Source organism: Aquiflexum gelatinilyticum (genome assembly GCF_024813435.1).
GTDB lineage: Bacteria > Bacteroidota > Bacteroidia > Cytophagales > Cyclobacteriaceae > Cognataquiflexum > Cognataquiflexum gelatinilyticum.
The window spans coordinates 754,524-769,665 of the sequence record NZ_JANAEZ010000001.1 but is presented as its reverse complement, the minus strand read 5'-3'; the positions used below and the strand labels follow the sequence as shown (position 1 = coordinate 769,665).

The 15,142-nt window shown below is 40.2% G+C and carries 17 protein-coding genes; 12 read left to right on the top strand and 5 right to left on the bottom strand.

Annotated features, from left to right (window positions below; genetic code table 11):
• Positions 1-12 precede the first annotated feature (12 nt).
• From NK987_RS03265 to NK987_RS03245, 5 genes are all read left to right on the top strand, one after another.
• Positions 13-1,434: a sulfatase gene (locus NK987_RS03265; RefSeq protein ID WP_259262687.1), complete on the top strand. Its 1,422-nt coding sequence runs from the start codon at positions 13-15 to the stop codon at positions 1,432-1,434.
• 164 nt (positions 1,435-1,598) lie between these two features.
• Positions 1,599-2,348: a TerC family protein gene (locus NK987_RS03260; RefSeq protein ID WP_259262686.1), complete on the top strand. Its 750-nt coding sequence runs from the start codon at positions 1,599-1,601 to the stop codon at positions 2,346-2,348.
• 199 nt (positions 2,349-2,547) lie between these two features.
• On the top strand, positions 2,548-3,477 hold the full coding sequence (locus NK987_RS03255) for a 2-hydroxyacid dehydrogenase (protein ID WP_259262685.1): 930 nt from the start codon (positions 2,548-2,550) through the stop codon (positions 3,475-3,477).
• Between the two features lie 169 nt (positions 3,478-3,646).
• Positions 3,647-4,120 carry a transcription elongation factor GreA gene (gene greA / locus NK987_RS03250; RefSeq protein WP_258421814.1) on the top strand — a complete coding sequence of 158 codons (474 nt, stop codon included), beginning with the start codon at positions 3,647-3,649 and terminating at the stop codon, positions 4,118-4,120.
• 50 nt (positions 4,121-4,170) lie between these two features.
• Positions 4,171-4,563, top strand: coding sequence for an HIT family protein (locus tag NK987_RS03245; RefSeq protein ID WP_259262684.1), 393 nt, complete (start codon positions 4,171-4,173; stop codon positions 4,561-4,563).
• Between the two features lie 8 nt (positions 4,564-4,571).
• Here NK987_RS03245 and NK987_RS03240 read toward each other — a convergent pair whose 3' ends face one another.
• The 4 genes from NK987_RS03240 to NK987_RS03225 are packed head-to-tail and all read right to left on the bottom strand — an operon-like array spanning position 4,572 to position 8,703.
• The gene (locus NK987_RS03240; protein ID WP_259262683.1) at positions 4,572-5,456 is read right to left on the bottom strand and encodes a carbohydrate kinase family protein; all 885 of its coding nucleotides are present in this window, start codon (positions 5,454-5,456) and stop codon (positions 4,572-4,574) included.
• Positions 5,449-6,792, bottom strand: a complete 1,344-nt coding sequence (locus NK987_RS03235) for a sugar porter family MFS transporter (RefSeq protein WP_259262682.1) — start codon at positions 6,790-6,792, stop codon at positions 5,449-5,451. The genes NK987_RS03240 and NK987_RS03235 overlap by 8 nt, the downstream gene beginning before the upstream one ends.
• A 57-nt stretch (positions 6,793-6,849) precedes the next feature.
• Positions 6,850-7,314, bottom strand: a complete 465-nt coding sequence (locus NK987_RS03230) for a YciI family protein (protein WP_258421818.1) — start codon at positions 7,312-7,314, stop codon at positions 6,850-6,852.
• Positions 7,315-7,326: 12 nt separating this feature from the next.
• On the bottom strand, positions 7,327-8,703 hold the full coding sequence (locus NK987_RS03225) for a TIGR00341 family protein (RefSeq protein WP_258421819.1): 1,377 nt from the start codon (positions 8,701-8,703) through the stop codon (positions 7,327-7,329).
• Positions 8,704-9,125: 422 nt separating this feature from the next.
• Between NK987_RS03225 and NK987_RS03220 the strand changes: the two genes are divergently transcribed.
• Genes NK987_RS03220 through NK987_RS03205 form a run of 4 tightly spaced genes read left to right on the top strand, consistent with a single transcriptional unit; the run spans position 9,126 to position 12,079 of the window.
• On the top strand, positions 9,126-9,494 hold the full coding sequence (locus NK987_RS03220) for a response regulator (RefSeq protein WP_258421820.1): 369 nt from the start codon (positions 9,126-9,128) through the stop codon (positions 9,492-9,494).
• A gap of 53 nt (positions 9,495-9,547) precedes the next feature.
• Positions 9,548-10,345 (top strand): MlaE family ABC transporter permease, encoded by a 798-nt coding sequence (locus NK987_RS03215; protein WP_258421821.1) that lies wholly within the window; start codon positions 9,548-9,550, stop codon positions 10,343-10,345.
• Positions 10,338-11,096 (top strand): ABC transporter ATP-binding protein, encoded by a 759-nt coding sequence (locus NK987_RS03210; RefSeq protein WP_258421822.1) that lies wholly within the window; start codon positions 10,338-10,340, stop codon positions 11,094-11,096. Before NK987_RS03215 ends, NK987_RS03210 begins: the two co-directional genes overlap by 8 nt.
• A complete protein-coding gene (locus tag NK987_RS03205) occupies positions 11,096-12,079 on the top strand; it encodes an MlaD family protein (RefSeq protein ID WP_259262681.1) in 984 nt (327 codons plus the stop codon). The genes NK987_RS03210 and NK987_RS03205 overlap by 1 nt, the downstream gene beginning before the upstream one ends.
• 57 nt (positions 12,080-12,136) lie before the next feature.
• On the opposite strand, the gene NK987_RS03200 is transcribed toward NK987_RS03205, so the two are convergent.
• On the bottom strand, positions 12,137-12,481 hold the full coding sequence (locus NK987_RS03200) for a winged helix-turn-helix transcriptional regulator (protein WP_275982488.1): 345 nt from the start codon (positions 12,479-12,481) through the stop codon (positions 12,137-12,139).
• Positions 12,482-12,621: 140 nt separating this feature from the next.
• On the opposite strand from NK987_RS03200, the gene NK987_RS03195 reads away from it, so the two are divergent.
• The 3 genes from NK987_RS03195 to NK987_RS03185 are packed head-to-tail and all read left to right on the top strand — an operon-like array spanning position 12,622 to position 15,113.
• Entirely contained in the window at positions 12,622-13,392 is a 771-nt protein-coding gene (locus NK987_RS03195) for a type 1 glutamine amidotransferase domain-containing protein (protein ID WP_259262680.1), read from the top strand.
• 2 nt (positions 13,393-13,394) lie between these two features.
• The gene (locus tag NK987_RS03190) at positions 13,395-14,168 is read left to right on the top strand and encodes a DUF481 domain-containing protein (RefSeq protein WP_259262679.1); all 774 of its coding nucleotides are present in this window, start codon (positions 13,395-13,397) and stop codon (positions 14,166-14,168) included.
• A gap of 3 nt (positions 14,169-14,171) precedes the next feature.
• On the top strand, positions 14,172-15,113 hold the full coding sequence (locus tag NK987_RS03185; RefSeq protein WP_259262678.1) for a bestrophin family protein: 942 nt from the start codon (positions 14,172-14,174) through the stop codon (positions 15,111-15,113).
• Positions 15,114-15,142: the final 29 nt, after the last annotated feature.

Sequence of the window (15,142 nt, the reverse complement as noted above, 5' to 3'; positions counted from 1 at the left end):
CCTTTGAAATTAATGGGATTTCAAATGGTTCTTGTGGTTGTGTTTTCCATGGGGAATTTCAGCTTTGCCCAAGATGCGGACGAAAATTTCAATATCCTTTTGATCCATGTAGATGATTTGGGTTGGACCGATATTGGTGTATTAGGGAGTGATTTTTATGAAACGCCAAATATTGACAAGTTGGCTGCGGAGGGGATATTGTTTACGAATTCTTACGCAGCTGCTGCAATCTGTTCACCAACTAGGGCAGCTTTGCTGACAGGAAAATATCCGGCAAGGACAGGTATCACGGATTGGATCCGAGCAAAATTTCAAGGTGGAAGCGGGATGGCCCTCCCCTCTGACTATGAAGAAAACGAGGGAAAAGAATGGAAGACACCAAAAAATCAGGGCTTTCTCGTCCATGAGGAAATCACATTGGCTGAGAGGCTGCTGCCATATGGCTATACCAATCTTCATGTGGGCAAATGGCATTTGGGAGAAGAAGGGTATTATCCGGAAGATCAGGGCTTTCATTTCAATATCGGCGGTAATGATTTGGGACAGCCACCGAGTTACTTTGATCCCTACCTTCCCGAAAATCTGGTGGAATATTATGAATTCAAAAATCTTCCACCCAGAAAAACAGGAGAGTTCTTGATGGATAGAGAAGGCGATGAGGTGGTGGCTTTTATTCAAAAACAAGGGGATAAAAAGTTTTTTATCCATTGGGCACCCTATGCTGTCCATACACCGATTATGGGTAAAGGTGGACTGATTGAAAAATACAAGCAAAAGGAAAAAGGAAATCAGGGCAATCCTGTCTATGCGGCCCTTGTAGAAAGTCTTGACCAAAACATAGGTAAGGTAATTGGAGAGCTGGAAAGATTGGGTTTGACAAGAAAAACAATGGTCATTTTCACTTCTGACAATGGTGGATTGATCGGGAATCCAACACAACCTATTACCAACAATTACCCTTTACGCTCACAAAAAGGATATCCTTATGAAGGTGGAATCCGAGTTCCGACGATTGTAAGGTGGCCTGGAAAAATCGCACCGGGTCAGGTAAGTAATACTCCCATCATCTCAATCGACTGGATACCGACAATCATGGAGTATGTGGGAGAGAAAACCACCAAAAGGACTTTGGACGGAAAGAGCTTGGTTGCTGTTTTTCAAAACCCCGAACATACCATTCCAAGGGATTTATTTTGGCATTTTCCACATTATAGAGGTTCAGATGTGGTTCCTTATGCCATTGTCAGGTCGGGCGATTTTAAATTGATTCATTATTTTGATGGAAGTGAAGCTGAGCTATTTGATCTGAAAAAAGATCCAAAGGAAAGCCAAAACCTGATCAATTCCGATCCTATAATAGCGGAGGAACTTATTGGGAAATTGAATACCTGGTTAGCCCAAACAAATGCGAGGCTTCCTGTAAGGCTTGACTGAATTACAGAATTCCTTTTATCCTAGATCTCTGGATAGATTTCAAGCTTGGTTCAACTTTTGCATTTGGATCCCCGATGATGACTTTCATAAATTTCTTTAATCAAATATTCCCAACTCTGTATAACTTCGCACGTCTTATTGGCTCATTCTAAACTAAACCACACATGGAAATCTTTCTTCAAACCGAAACCTGGATTGCATTATTGACTTTGACCTTTTTGGAAATAGTCCTCGGGGTTGACAATATTATTTTTATCTCCATTGTATCCAACAAACTTCCGGAATCCCAACAGGGAAAAGCTAGGACCTTGGGTTTGGCATTTGCATTGGTTTTTAGGATTTTACTCCTTTTGGGGATTTCCTATATCATTCAATTTACCCAACCACTTATTTCGGTTCGGGGTTTTGACATGAGCGGCAGGGATTTGATTCTTGCAGGTGGAGGATTGTTTTTATTGTTCAAATCTACCCTCGAAATCCACCATAAGATGGAAGGCAAAGCAGAGGAAGTCAAACCGAATTCAGCCAATAATTTTGCAAAAGTGGTTTTTCAAATCATCCTATTGGACTTGGTGTTTTCCTTCGACAGTATTTTGACAGCTATTGGATTGGTCAAAGAAGTGCTGATCATGATCATAGCAGTGACCATTTCTATTGGAATCATGATGGCATTTGCAGGGAAAATCAGCCGATTTATCAACAAACACCCGACGTTACAGATCTTGGCGCTTTCCTTTCTGATCTTGATTGGATTTATGTTGCTCGTAGAAGGTTTCCATGTAGAAGTGCCTAAGGGCTATATCTATTTTGCTGTTTTCTTCTCCTTGGCTGTAGAAATTATCAATATGAGAATGAGGAAAAAAGGAACCGAAAAACCGGTCAAATTGAATCCACGACTCAAAGAAGGGAAATAGCAGTAGGCGGTCTCAGTGGGCAGTTTTTGGTTCAAATAGATGACAAGTGAATTATGGAAATTGAGAAAAATGAACCAAGCATTATGTACCAAGTACCAAGCCTTTATTTCCTCAACCTTGATATATTTTATTTAAAGATGCTTTTTGAAGCTGACAACAATTAAAACCAATACAACAATTACAACAACCTTTCCCTCAAATGAAAGTCCTAATTATCGATGAAATGCACCTGAGCATTATTCCATTGTTGGAAAAAGAAGGGTATTTGGTGGACTATAAGCCTGTGATCAAAAGAGAGGAGATCATGGAAATTGTCCATGAATATGAGGGATTGATCATTCGGTCCAAAACCCCGATGGATCGACCATTGTTGGAAAAGGCTGTCAAACTCCAATTTATCGGCAGGGCAGGTGCAGGTTTGGACAAAATAGATTTGGAATATCTTAAAGAAAGAGGAATCCACTTGTTTCATGCAGCTGAGGGAAATAAAGACGCCGTCGGGGAACAGGCCATCGGGATGCTATTGGCTTTATTTAACCATATCGGTAAAGCAGATCTGGAAGTAAGAAAAGGAATCTGGAAAAGGGAGGAAAACCGTGGGGAGGAACTTCAGGGTAAAACAGTTGGCATCATTGGCTATGGCAATATGGGTTCGGCAATGGCTAAAAAACTGACCGGATTCGATGTCAGGATTTTGGCCTATGACAAATACAAAACCGGTTTTGGAAATGAATTCGTGGAAGAAGCTGATTTTCAGTTACTCCTTCAGGAATCAGATATAGTCAGTTTACATGTGCCATTGACACCCGAAACAAGGATTTTTTTGACTTTGGAAGTCCTCAAGAAGTTCAGAAAACCCATTTATCTGATAAATACAGCGAGGGGAGAAATCATTTCCTTTGAGACCTTGAACCAAGCCTTGGATCTTGGGATTTTGAAAGGTGCAGTACTCGATGTATTGGAAAACGAGAAATTCAACACCTTTACTGTTGACCAAAAAGCGGAATTTTCAAAACTGGCTGCCCGGGACAATGTGATTTTCAGTCCCCATATTGCAGGATGGACACATCAGTCCTATGTCAAAATCAATGAGGTGCTGGTGGAGAAGATAAGACAATCATTGAAATAGAAGTTTTCATTTATAAAATCCAAAAAGTTTTCTTTTTGCTTATGGATTGCTTTCTCTGACTGATTTAATTACATTTGTATCATCACATAAGAAATTAGATTAGAAGCAACGGTTTCAGCAATGAGACCGTTCTTTTATTTTTCATAGGCATAGTAAAATTTAGAATACCATGGGACAGATACAGTATTACACTGAAGAAGGCTTGAAAAGGCTAAAAGATGAGCTTCAGGAATTGAAAACAAAAGGCAGGACAGATATTGCCAAGCAGATCGCTGAAGCAAGGGACAAAGGGGATTTGAGCGAAAATGCAGAATATGATGCCGCCAAAGATGCGCAGGGATTGCTTGAGCTGAAGATTGCTAAATTGGAGGCTGTTGTCGGCAATGCCCGTGTCATGGATAATTCCAAAATGGATGCTTCCAAAGTTGGGATTCTCAGTACTGTAAAAATCAAGAATATCAAAAACGGCATGACCGTTTCTTATACATTGGTATCAGAAGAAGAGGCAGACCTCAAAGCGGGTAAGATTTCTTTGGCTTCGCCTTTCGGAAAAGGATTGAATGGAAAAGCTGTCGGAGAAATAGCCGAAATCAAGGCGCCGGCGGGTGTATTGCAATTTGAAATCCTGGATATTTCCTATTAAAAAAACCAACTCCCGATGGATTCTCCTTCGGGATTTTTTATTTTTATCCCATGGCAACCATCTTTACCAAAATCATCAACAGGGAAATCCCTGCAGAAATCATCGCTGAAGATGAAAATTATATTGCATTTTTGGATATTATGCCCTTGGTCAAAGGACATGTGCTAGTCGTCCCAAAGCTAGAGGTGGATTATATTTTTGATCTCGATGATGAGACGCTTTCCGGATTACATATTTTTGCAAAGAAAGTAGCCCAAGCCATAGACAAAACCATCAAATGTACCAGGGTGGGCGTCGCAGTGATCGGGTTGGAAGTGCCACATGTTCATATCCATCTTGTCCCGCTACGAACGATGGATGATATCAATTTCACAAGGCCTAAACTTAAGCTAAGCAAAGAGGAATTGGCAGAAATTGGGGAGACAATCAGGAAGGGGTTTTGATTCAGTGATCACTGATTTCTTACCACCCTCCAAACCTCACTCTCCTCATACCTCGGAGTTCCACCTTTTTTGGTAGCCACAAAAGCCCCCATGGCACAGGCAAAATCGAGTATCTCCTTGGGCGATTTACCCTGCAGATAGGTTTTGACAAATCCCGCAAGGAAAGCATCTCCCGAACCGACAGTATCTTCTACTTTGACCTTGTAGCCTGGATGTTTGATGATTTCTCCGTTTTGGTAGATCATTGCCCCTTTAGACCCTAGGGTCACGCATACCATCTTGATCGGGAAGTAGGTTGTCAAAAGCTTACAGCAACTTTCGACATCAGAAGGTACGCTAAAATAGTCAGAGACAATCTCCAATTCATCCTCATTGATTTTCAGGATATCCGTAAATCCAAGTATGAGTTCGATTTTCTCAAAATCAAAAAACGGTGCTCTGAGGTTGATGTCAAAAATTTTCAAAGTTGGCAAATGCAGAAGTTGGTACAAAGTTTCCCAACTCACGGTATTTCGGACAGCCAAAGATCCAAATATAAATGCATCGGCATCTTTTACGGCGTTTTTGTTATCGTCAGTCAAACTGATGAAATCCCAAGCAACCGGGGAAACGATGGTGTATTTGATATTTTCCGGGTCTTCATTATGGACCGTCACTGTCCCTGTCTTGTGCTCCAAATCTTCTTGGACCAATGTTGTGGGGAAATCATACGAATTGATGAAATCAAGGTACTTTGTTCCATAATCATCTTTTCCCAATCGGGAGATCATCTGTACATCAAGTCCAAGCTGATTGAGATGAAGGGCGACATTCATAGGTGCGCCACCTGGGATATCGTGGTCAGGAAAGCAATCCCAAAGCATTTCCCCAAAACATATGACTTTTTTAGACATGGCTTTTTTGTAGTTCTTTTTGAATTTCTTCCAATGATTTTCCTTTGGTTTCAGGCATTCTAAAGAAAACCCACAGCAATTGTAATACCATCATCAAGGCAAAAAAGGCGAAGATATTTCCTGCTCCGTAGGTGTTGGCAAAATACGGGAAAACATTAGCAACGACAGCAGCCAAGATCCAATGGGTAAATGACCCCAATGACTGACCAAATGCCCTGAGTTCGTTGGGGAAAATCTCCGCAATAAACACCCAAATCACTGATCCTTGGCCTATGGCATGCGAGGCAATAAAGCCAAAAACGAAGTAGGGGAGGAGCTGTGGGGGAATGAACCCACCGAAATAGCTGTATGCCATCAATGAAAGTGAGATGATATAGCCCACTGAACCGATGTACATCAACATTTTTCTTCCTATCCGGTCAATAAGATAAAGCCCAAGCATTGTTGCCACAAGATTGATAACGCCAATCCCGATTGTGGAAAATAATGCATCTTCAGTAGAAATCCCTGCTGATTCAAATACCCGTGGGGCAAAATATATGATCGCATTGATTCCTGACATCTGATTGAAAAAAGCCATCAGGAAAGCGAAAAATGAGATTTTCCTAAACTTTGAATTGAAAAGGGCAGAGACGGAGATTTTTCCTCTGATTTCTTTACTTTTGGCGATAGCGAGTTCCATGGCTTCATCTACACCTTCAGGGTCCGTCCTCGTGAGAATTTCTCTAGCAGCTTCATAATCCTGCTTTTTGGCGATCAGCCACCTTGGGCTTTTGGGTACTTTCAAAATCAGCACGCTATAAATCAAAGCAGGTATGGCTTCCACTCCAAGCATCCATCTCCACGCTTCATTGAGATTGGCGGTACCGATCAGGTAATTGGAAAAATAAGCCATCAGGATTCCGAAGACAATATTGAATTGGTACAAAGCAACCAATTGTCCTCTTCTCTTAGCAGGGGCGATTTCTGATATGTACATAGGGGCAACAACAGAAGATGCACCTACTCCCAAACCACCAAGAAAACGGTAAAACATAAATGTGTTGACATCGTTTGCCAATGCCGAACCTACCGCTGAAACAAAATAAAAGACACCGATCCAAATCAGGGAATTTTTACGGCCAAACTTATCAGCCGGGATTCCACCAAACAAAGCTCCGAAAACTGTCCCATACAGCGCGACAGCAACAGCCATTCCATGGCTCCAATCGTCAAGGTTCCAAAGTTTTTGGATATCGCGCTCAGCTCCTGAAATCACCGCAGTATCAAATCCGAATAAAAATCCACCCAATGCTGCAGTGATGGATAAGAACAATACGTAGTTTTTACTTTGCATAAATAGGTTGTTGGGTTTGCTGTTTAAAACTAAACAGAAGTATGGGATTTCAAAAGGTTAATCAAATCCTGTCTTCTGGATTTTTTGGTGGATTTCAGGAATTATAACCAAAGCCGCCGATCCATACCATTCTTTCAATTCCATTTTCAATACTCCGGCCTTGATGGCAGGGTCGGTATTGGTGAGCGATTCTGCTTCCTCGATGGAAGTGACATCAAATATAAAAATACCCCGCATGGCGTCGGTCCCGAAAAATGGACCAGCCAAAATAAGTTTGCCCATATCTGCCAATTTGGTAATATTTGCCATATGTCCTTTTTGGATTTCAGCCCTTTCTTCTTTGGAATATTCGGATACTCGATCTCCGGAATAAAGGAATGCCATGACATATTTTTTCATTCCGAGATCATCTGCCTTGAGTTTTTCGGCTAGTTGGGCATCATAATTTCCAGTTTGGGCCTTCAGTTCTGTATAAAGCACAGAAAAAAAGAGAATGAATAGAAAGAAGCAGTATTTTTTCATAGCTGTATTTTTTTATTGGATGATGAGTGAAATGGTATCTGCTTTAGTTCTTAATTTAAGCCAAATCAGAAACAGGTTTTTTTCTTGAGTCGAAGGGGCTTTATTGAATTTGGCAACTGCCAAAAGCAAGGTGTCCTGCCTATTGTCTTTGAGGTTGGCTATGATTGACCTGTTGATGGTAAAATGGTCAAGGTTTGTATAATGTACTTTTGCTTCTTTAGCGATGTCCGTCACCTGCCTGTTGCTAAAGCTATATTCATTCAATTCTCTTTCCAACAAAGCGATTCGCATATCCTTATCTTTAATCAAGGCTTCGTTTCTTTCGTACAAATCCTTGAGGATGTTAGAACGAAGGATATTGATGTCCATTCCTTTATCTCCACTTTGTCTTACTTTGAGGAAAGTTCTGTCAAGTTTGAAGTTATGTAGCTTTTTTTCGATCTCGGCGATTTTTTCCTCTTCGATTCTTTCACCGATCAATGAAACCTCAATCAAGCTGCTGTCTGAATTGTAGAAATAATCGCTGGCAATCACCTGTGTCCCAGATAGGTCAAATTCAGTTTTAACAAATTGAGTGGCGGATTTTTGCCAAATGGTCCTTGTGACAATATTGTAGGCAAGGTAGATGCTTGGAATAATTGTCAGCAATGTGAAGATTGAAATATAGGTTCGAACTGTTTTTTCTCTTTTGGCATCAATGAATTCCTTTTTGGGGAATTTCATAAACCTTACAATCAAATAAGTAGAAAGACTGATAAAAACAGAATTGATAAAAAAGAGGTAAAATGCCCCAAAGAAGTAATAGACATTACCGGTTGCCAAGCCATAACCGGCAGTGCAGAGTGGGGGCATAAGGGCCGTTGCTATGGCCACTCCGGGAATGGCATTACTTTTTTCTTTTCTTGAACCTGCGACGATGCCGGCCAAGCCACCAAACAAAGCAATCAATACATCCCAAATCGAAGGTTCAGTCCTGGCAAGAAGTTCAGATTGAGCATCATTCAAAGGGGTAAATGAAAAGTAAATGGTGGAGGTGATGATACTTATGGCAATAGCTATTCCAAGATTTTTCAGTGATTTTTTGAGCAGTTCAAAGTCGTTGATTCCTGCCGCAAGACCAACACCCATGATCGGTCCCATCAATGGGGAGATGAGCATGGCGCCGATGATGACAGCAGTGGAGTTGACATTCAAACCTACAGAAGCTACAAGAATTGCAAAGATCAAAATCCAGAGATTGGCACCTTTGAACTCTACATTTTTACCAATATAGTCGATGGTTTCCAGTTCATCCTCCTTGCCTTCATGGAGGTCAAACCTGTCTTTAAAAAAAATCAGAAGCGAAAAAATCCTGTTCCTTCGACTGGTAGGTTTTGGGCTTTCTTCCATAATAATGGGGTTGATTTAAAGAGCAATCTAAGAAAAATAAATTAAGGAAAATGGATTTATTTCTTTTCATCTGAGTGAATTCAGAATTTCGCTTCATATAAAAAATAATTCGAAAGCACTAAAATATGGGCGTTAGTGGGGATAGCAAAATTGAAATAATAAGATTACATAAAATAATGTAAGTATCTCATTTTAAATGTAATAAAACAAATTTAGATTTATCTAAATTTGTATACCCTAAAAAAATTAGATTAATCTAAAAATTCAATTTATCAAAATCTTTCCATGACGAGTAGATTATGTTGTTATATTTGTGCATAACCCAATCCGTTTCCTGACACTGTCAAAATTTCAATGACTCGCGTAGTTTGGAAATCGGATTTGTAATGGTTAATTCTTGTTTAGATTAATCTTTTTACCAAATGACGAAGCCAATTAGCAAATTGATTTTTGTGGATGATGACAAGATCCAGCATATGATCAACCGCAAAAATATTTTAAGAATCAACCCTGAAATCGACCTCCTATTTTTTGAAAATCCTTATGAAGCTTTGGGCTGGCTCAAGGACAATGACACAGACCTTTTGATTTTGGATGTAAATATGCCCGAAATGCAAGGTTGGGATTTTCTCGACGAGCTCAACAAGATGAACAAGACCACCAAGGTAAAAATGCTAACCTCCTCGATGGATCCAATGGATGTGGTGAAAAGCCAAGTTTATCCACAGGTTTCAGGTTTCTTGGTCAAGCCCTTGAGCAATGAGGTATTAACCGAAATATTGGGAATTTAATCTTAAGATCCGATTGGATTTGTTTAGATTAGTCAAATGAATTTTAACTGTTTATGTCAAAAATCAAAAAGGTAGACAAACCTGTAATTACCAAAAATCTGGATGAGTTTTTTAATGGCTTGTCAAAGGCTTTTGCATTCGTCAAAAGGTTTTTTAAGGAGGTATGGTTTCCACCGTATGAGTTTAAGGAAGTGTTGAGACAGTGCTATGAAATCGGCTACAGGTCCCTACCTCTAATTTCTCTTACCGGATTTATCATTGGCATTGTATTTACCAACCAATCAAGGCCATCGCTTGCGGAATTCGGGGCTACATCTTGGTTGCCTTCTTTGATTTCCATTGCTGTGGTCAGGGCATTGGGTCCATTGGTGACAGCTTTGATTGCCTCAGGTAAAGTAGGTTCAAGTATCGGGGCCGAAATCGGTTCCATGAACGTGACCGAACAGATCGATGCCATGGAAGTCTCCGCTATCAATCCCTTTAAATTCCTGGTGATTACAAGAACTTTGGCAGCGACATTCATGATACCTGTATTGGTCATGTACACGGATTTTGTGGCATTGATGGGATCTTTTGCAAGTGTCAATGCCAATGAGTTGGTCAGCTTGTCAACTTTCTTTGTACAGGTATTCGAGGCCGTTTCCTTTTTGGATATTTTCTCTTCGGTGATTAAGTCCGTGGTTTTCGGGTTTACAATTGGTATTGTTGGTTGCTACAAAGGATATAATTCATCCAGGGGTACTGAGGGGGTAGGACAGGCGGCTAATGCGGCAGTTGTCATGTCGATGTTTTTGATTTTTGTGGAAGAACTTTTGATCATGCAAATTGTAAATGCGATCCGATATGCTTAGTGAAAGAGAAAAAGTTGTTGAGATCAGGGGCTTGGTCAAATCTTTTGGAGAAAACCATGTGCTCAGAAATGTGGATCTGGATTTATATAAAGGAGAAAACCTTGTCGTTTTGGGCAAATCAGGAAGTGGTAAATCAGTTCTGATCAAATTGATGGTGGGTTTGCTCAGGCAAGATGAAGGAAGTATCAAAATATTCGGCATTGATACCCTTAAGCTCAATTTGAAAGAACTCAACAAACTCAGGTTGAGAATAGGGTTTTCTTTTCAGGCGTCTGCTTTGTACGACAGTATGACCGTAAGGGAAAATCTTGAGTTTCCATTGGTACGAAATGTCAAAAACCTGACCAGGAAGGAAATTGACTTCAAGGTGGAAGAATTGCTTGATGCTGTTGCCTTGCCCAATACAATCAATCAGATGCCGTCGGAACTTTCCGGAGGTCAGAAAAAAAGAATCGGCATTGCAAGGACACTGATACTGAATCCTGAAATCATGCTTTACGATGAGCCTACGGCAGGTTTGGATCCTGTGACATGTATAGAAATCAACAACCTCATCAATGAAGTGAGGGAAAGATATAAGACTTCCTCTATTGTAATCACACACGACCTTACCTGCGCCAAACAAACAGGAGACAGGATGGCTGTATTGATCAAAGGGCATTTTAAAGCAGTCGGAACTTTTGAGGAAGTTTTTGAAGAAGCCACCGACAAACAAGTGAAATCATTTTACGACTATAATTTTATCAGGTAATGAGAAATGACAATAAAAAATCTGTGATCGTTGGTGTGTTTGTCCTGATCGGGATCATCATCTTTATAGCAGGGGTCCTTACCATGGGAGGGCAACAGAAGAAATTTGTTAGAAGTATCAAATTGAATGCGGTTTTTGATGACATCGGCGGATTGCAGACTGGTAACAATGTCTGGTTTTCGGGTGTCAAAATCGGAACAGTCAGGAAGATCAATTTTTATGGGGAATCCCAGGTGGAAATTGTGATGAGTGTGGAGGAAAAGGTAAAAGACTACATCCGCAAAGATTCCAAAGCTACCATCGGTTCTGATGGTCTTATCGGTAATAAAATCATCGTCATCTATGGAGGGACTACCAATGCACCCGCTGTAGAAGATGGGGACAGACTCACAGCAGAAATGCCTCTGGATACAGACAAAATGATGGAAACTTTACAGGAAAACAATAAAAATCTTGTTACTATCACAGAAAACCTAAAAGTATTGACTACCAAAATCGCTGAGGGGAAAGGTATTGTAGGGGCTGTCATGACGGACAGTGTCATTGCTGAGAATTTCAAAAATACACTTTCCAACCTTGAGGCCGCTTCAGCCAAAAGCAATAAAATGATGGGAGATATTGGGAAATTTACTTCCGGATTAAATCAAAAAGGAACCTTGCTTTATGATATTACCAATGACAGGGAAACTTTTGCCAATATGAAGACTACAGTGACTGAGCTTCAGGCTACCGCCGAAAATGCCAAAGTGCTGACAGAAAATCTTAATAAAGTGTCAGAAAAGCTCGAAAGTAAAGACAATACATTGGGTCTGCTTTTGAACGATCCTGCCTTTGCGGATAACCTTAAAAGCACCATGGTCAATGTGGATAGCTCAACTATGAATCTGAATAGAGGTTTGGAAGCTTTGGAATATACCTGGCCTTTTAGAAAAGGTTTCAAAAGAAAAGCCAAAGCTGAAGCAAAAGCTTCAGGGAACAATTGAAAATCAATAAAATATTCTAAAACAGCTCTTCTGAGATATACTCGGAAGGGCTTTTTTTTACTGGTCGATCTGCATCTCCTCCATCAGTTCCAAACCATAGTTTCTAATTACTTCAATTACCGGTATGGCTTTCAGTCCCCTTTCGGTGATGGAATATTCTACTTTTGGTGGAATTACGGCGTAGACTTTTCTAAAGATAAAACCTTCTTCTTCTAATTCCCTAAGTTGACTCGTCAGCATTTTGTGGGTTATGTGTGGAATGTCTTTTTTAAGTTCTCCATACCGCATTGTTTTTTCTTTCAGTCTCCATAAAATCGGCATTTTCCAAGTTCCACCTATCCTGTCCATAGCAAATTCCACAGGATTGTAATAGAGTTTTTTGTTAAACAGAAAATCAGGCATGTTCGTATACGTTGAAATTTCCCATTACTTTCCAAAAAGTGTGTATGGTTCTTATTGGTAAGTATATTGATTTAAAGACTATATAAAATCAAATTTGAGACATAATTATTAAAATCAAAATCCATACAAATAATAATCTTATGTCACAGGTAAAAGAATTACAGCATTATGTGCACAGTCACGGTATGCCAACTAAAGGTAGAATCCTGTTGGTAGCAAGCAGCCCTTCTGTTTCTAAGCAGACAGGTTGGCCTATTGGTTTTTGGGCTGCAGAATTGACCCATCCCCTCCACGTTTTTCAGGAAGCTGGTTATGATGTAGAATTGGTTTCCACGGCAGGAGGTCCTCTTGAGATGGATGGCTATTCCAATCCAACTGATCCGAGCGGTTATTCAGCACATGATGTGATTTCATTGGGCTACATGCAAAAAGATTGGTTTAATGAAATGTTGTCTGAAACCAAAAAACTTACGGAAGTCAACCCCGAAGACTATGCAGCTATTTTTTTGGTTGGAGGTCAAGGCCCTATGTATACTTTTAGAGCCAATCCTGAACTTGAGCAACTCTTCCTTGTTTTTTACGAATCTGGGAAACCTTCTGCAGCAGTTTGCCATTCTACAGCCTTGCTTTTGGATTTAAAAAAATCCAATGGAGAGCTTTTGGTCAAAGGCAAAACCTGGACAGGATTTGCTGATGCAGAGGAAGAATATGCAGATCAGGCTGTGGGTATGAAAATCCAGCCATACAGGATTGAAGAAGAAGCAAGAAAGATTTCCGGGACTATTTTCAAAGTTGCTTCTCCATTTTCCTCTTATGCGATACAAGACGGGAATTTGGTGACAGGTCAGCAACAAAACTCCGGCGCTGCGGCAGCGGAATTGGTTGTGGGAATGCTTGATGGTAAACCATAATTATGAGGCCATGGTTTTTGTTTCTGATTCTGTTTTGGTGTTTTGTCAATATATCCCAAGCCCAATTGGATGAAAGCGACTCTGCAAAAAACCAGGTAAGGCTTGTTTTGAACGGCAACAGACAAAAAGGAAATGTAAATATGGCAATGGTTAGGGGGAGAATGGATTTTCTTTTTCGGATCAATCCTGACTTCATTTTCAAAACCCAAAACAGCCTGCTTTACCAGGAGTTTTTTGAGAAAAAAGTCGACCGGGATTTTTTCAGCAGAAACTATCTTTATTTCAAACCCCAAAACAGATTTTATCCCTATGCCATCGGTTATGTCTCCACCAATTTTCGAAGAAGGATCGACCACAGGTATTTTGCCGGAATAGGTGTTACCTGGCAAATGATTCTGACTGGATTGCATTCGGTCAAGTTGTCGACCAATACCATTTATGAATCGACTGTTTTTGACAGCCAAGTTTTCAATTTCCCGGAATTTGACGGGAAGGATAATATCCGGCTTTGGCGTCAGTCGATTTATTTGAGGGGAATCCACCGGGTTTTCGAAAAGAAGCTGACGGTGTTTTATGATGCTTTTTGGCAACCACATTTGCTAAGAAGTAAGAATTTCAGGTATCAGGCCAATATCGGTCTAGACTTTCCTGTATGGAAAGGTTTTAATCTGAATGCCAATTACCTCATGACATTTGAAAATGTGGTGGCTGAAAAAGTCCTTCAAAGAGATTCAATTTTCAGCTTTGGATTAAGCTACCAAATAAAAAAATTATAGAAAATGATAGTAAAGAAGAATTTCAGCCCTTTCAAAATATGGCAATACATCAAATCCCCGATGTATTTTGTCTTATTTTGGTCATTTGCAGTTTGGATGTTCTTTTTCGTTTTCGATTGGAAATTTCTCACCCTGAACTTTGCCCCGATTGGAATATTAGGGTCAGCTTTGGCGATTTTTATAGCATTCAGAAATAATTCCTCCTATGCCAGATGGTGGGAAGCCCGCACCATCTGGGGAGGAATTGTCAACTCCAGCAGGGTTTTGGCGAGATTGGTAATCACATTTACAGACAGCCATTCCCATCAGCCCAATTATGAAAAACAAAGGAGTGAGGACTTCAAAAAAGAATTGGTCAAATTATCCATCGCATGGGTACATTCTCTGAGGCTTCATCTCCGCAACCAACACGATTGGGAGCAATTGGAAACCTTTATGGATGAGGCTTATTTCCAGCAATTGATTTCTGTCCAGAACAAGCCTAATTTCCTTCAATTGCAGATTGGGAGAAAAATCTACGGAGGGATGGCAAATGGCATTTTGGGCGGATTTGACAGTTTTCAGATGGAAGGACAATTACTCGCATTGGCCAACTATCAGGGAGGCTGTGAAAGAATCAAAAACACCCCTCTTCCGCGGCAATATGATTTTTTCACAAGGATGTTTGTTTTGGTATTTTCAGCTTTATTGCCATTTGGAGTAATGGGTTTTTTCACAAATACTCCAAATCTTTCCTGGTTAGTGATCCCGCTTTCTGTGATTATTTCAGGGGTATTTATCATTATGGAAAAAACAGGTGCTGCCAACGAAAACCCATTTGAAAATCAGATTACCGATATTCCCATGAGCGCTTTGTGCAATACCATTGAAAGGGATTTGTTGGAAATGCTGGAGGAGAAAAAATTGCCTGAAAAGCTTGTTCCTAAAAATGGATACCTTTTCTAGAAATTGAGGATTTATGTCTAAATTAATTG

Coding starts and splice junctions, on each gene's coding strand:
- NK987_RS03225 (WP_258421819.1), bottom strand. CDS start 8,703: ATGGAAGAAAGCCCAAAACCTACCAGTCGAAGGAACAGGATTTTTTCG.
- NK987_RS03205 (WP_259262681.1), top strand. CDS start 11,096: ATGAGAAATGACAATAAAAAATCTGTGATCGTTGGTGTGTTTGTCCTG.
- NK987_RS03195 (WP_259262680.1), top strand. CDS start 12,622: ATGTCACAGGTAAAAGAATTACAGCATTATGTGCACAGTCACGGTATG.
- NK987_RS03260 (WP_259262686.1), top strand. CDS start 1,599: ATGGAAATCTTTCTTCAAACCGAAACCTGGATTGCATTATTGACTTTG.
- NK987_RS03200 (WP_275982488.1), bottom strand. CDS start 12,481: ATGCCTGATTTTCTGTTTAACAAAAAACTCTATTACAATCCTGTGGAA.
- NK987_RS03245 (WP_259262684.1), top strand. CDS start 4,171: ATGGCAACCATCTTTACCAAAATCATCAACAGGGAAATCCCTGCAGAA.
- NK987_RS03220 (WP_258421820.1), top strand. CDS start 9,126: ATGACGAAGCCAATTAGCAAATTGATTTTTGTGGATGATGACAAGATC.
- NK987_RS03235 (WP_259262682.1), bottom strand. CDS start 6,792: ATGCAAAGTAAAAACTACGTATTGTTCTTATCCATCACTGCAGCATTG.
- NK987_RS03265 (WP_259262687.1), top strand. CDS start 13: ATGGGATTTCAAATGGTTCTTGTGGTTGTGTTTTCCATGGGGAATTTC.
- NK987_RS03190 (WP_259262679.1), top strand. CDS start 13,395: ATGAGGCCATGGTTTTTGTTTCTGATTCTGTTTTGGTGTTTTGTCAAT.
- NK987_RS03240 (WP_259262683.1), bottom strand. CDS start 5,456: ATGTCTAAAAAAGTCATATGTTTTGGGGAAATGCTTTGGGATTGCTTT.
- NK987_RS03210 (WP_258421822.1), top strand. CDS start 10,338: ATGCTTAGTGAAAGAGAAAAAGTTGTTGAGATCAGGGGCTTGGTCAAA.
- NK987_RS03185 (WP_259262678.1), top strand. CDS start 14,172: ATGATAGTAAAGAAGAATTTCAGCCCTTTCAAAATATGGCAATACATC.
- NK987_RS03215 (WP_258421821.1), top strand. CDS start 9,548: ATGTCAAAAATCAAAAAGGTAGACAAACCTGTAATTACCAAAAATCTG.
- NK987_RS03255 (WP_259262685.1), top strand. CDS start 2,548: ATGAAAGTCCTAATTATCGATGAAATGCACCTGAGCATTATTCCATTG.
- greA (WP_258421814.1), top strand. CDS start 3,647: ATGGGACAGATACAGTATTACACTGAAGAAGGCTTGAAAAGGCTAAAA.
- NK987_RS03230 (WP_258421818.1), bottom strand. CDS start 7,314: ATGAAAAAATACTGCTTCTTTCTATTCATTCTCTTTTTTTCTGTGCTT.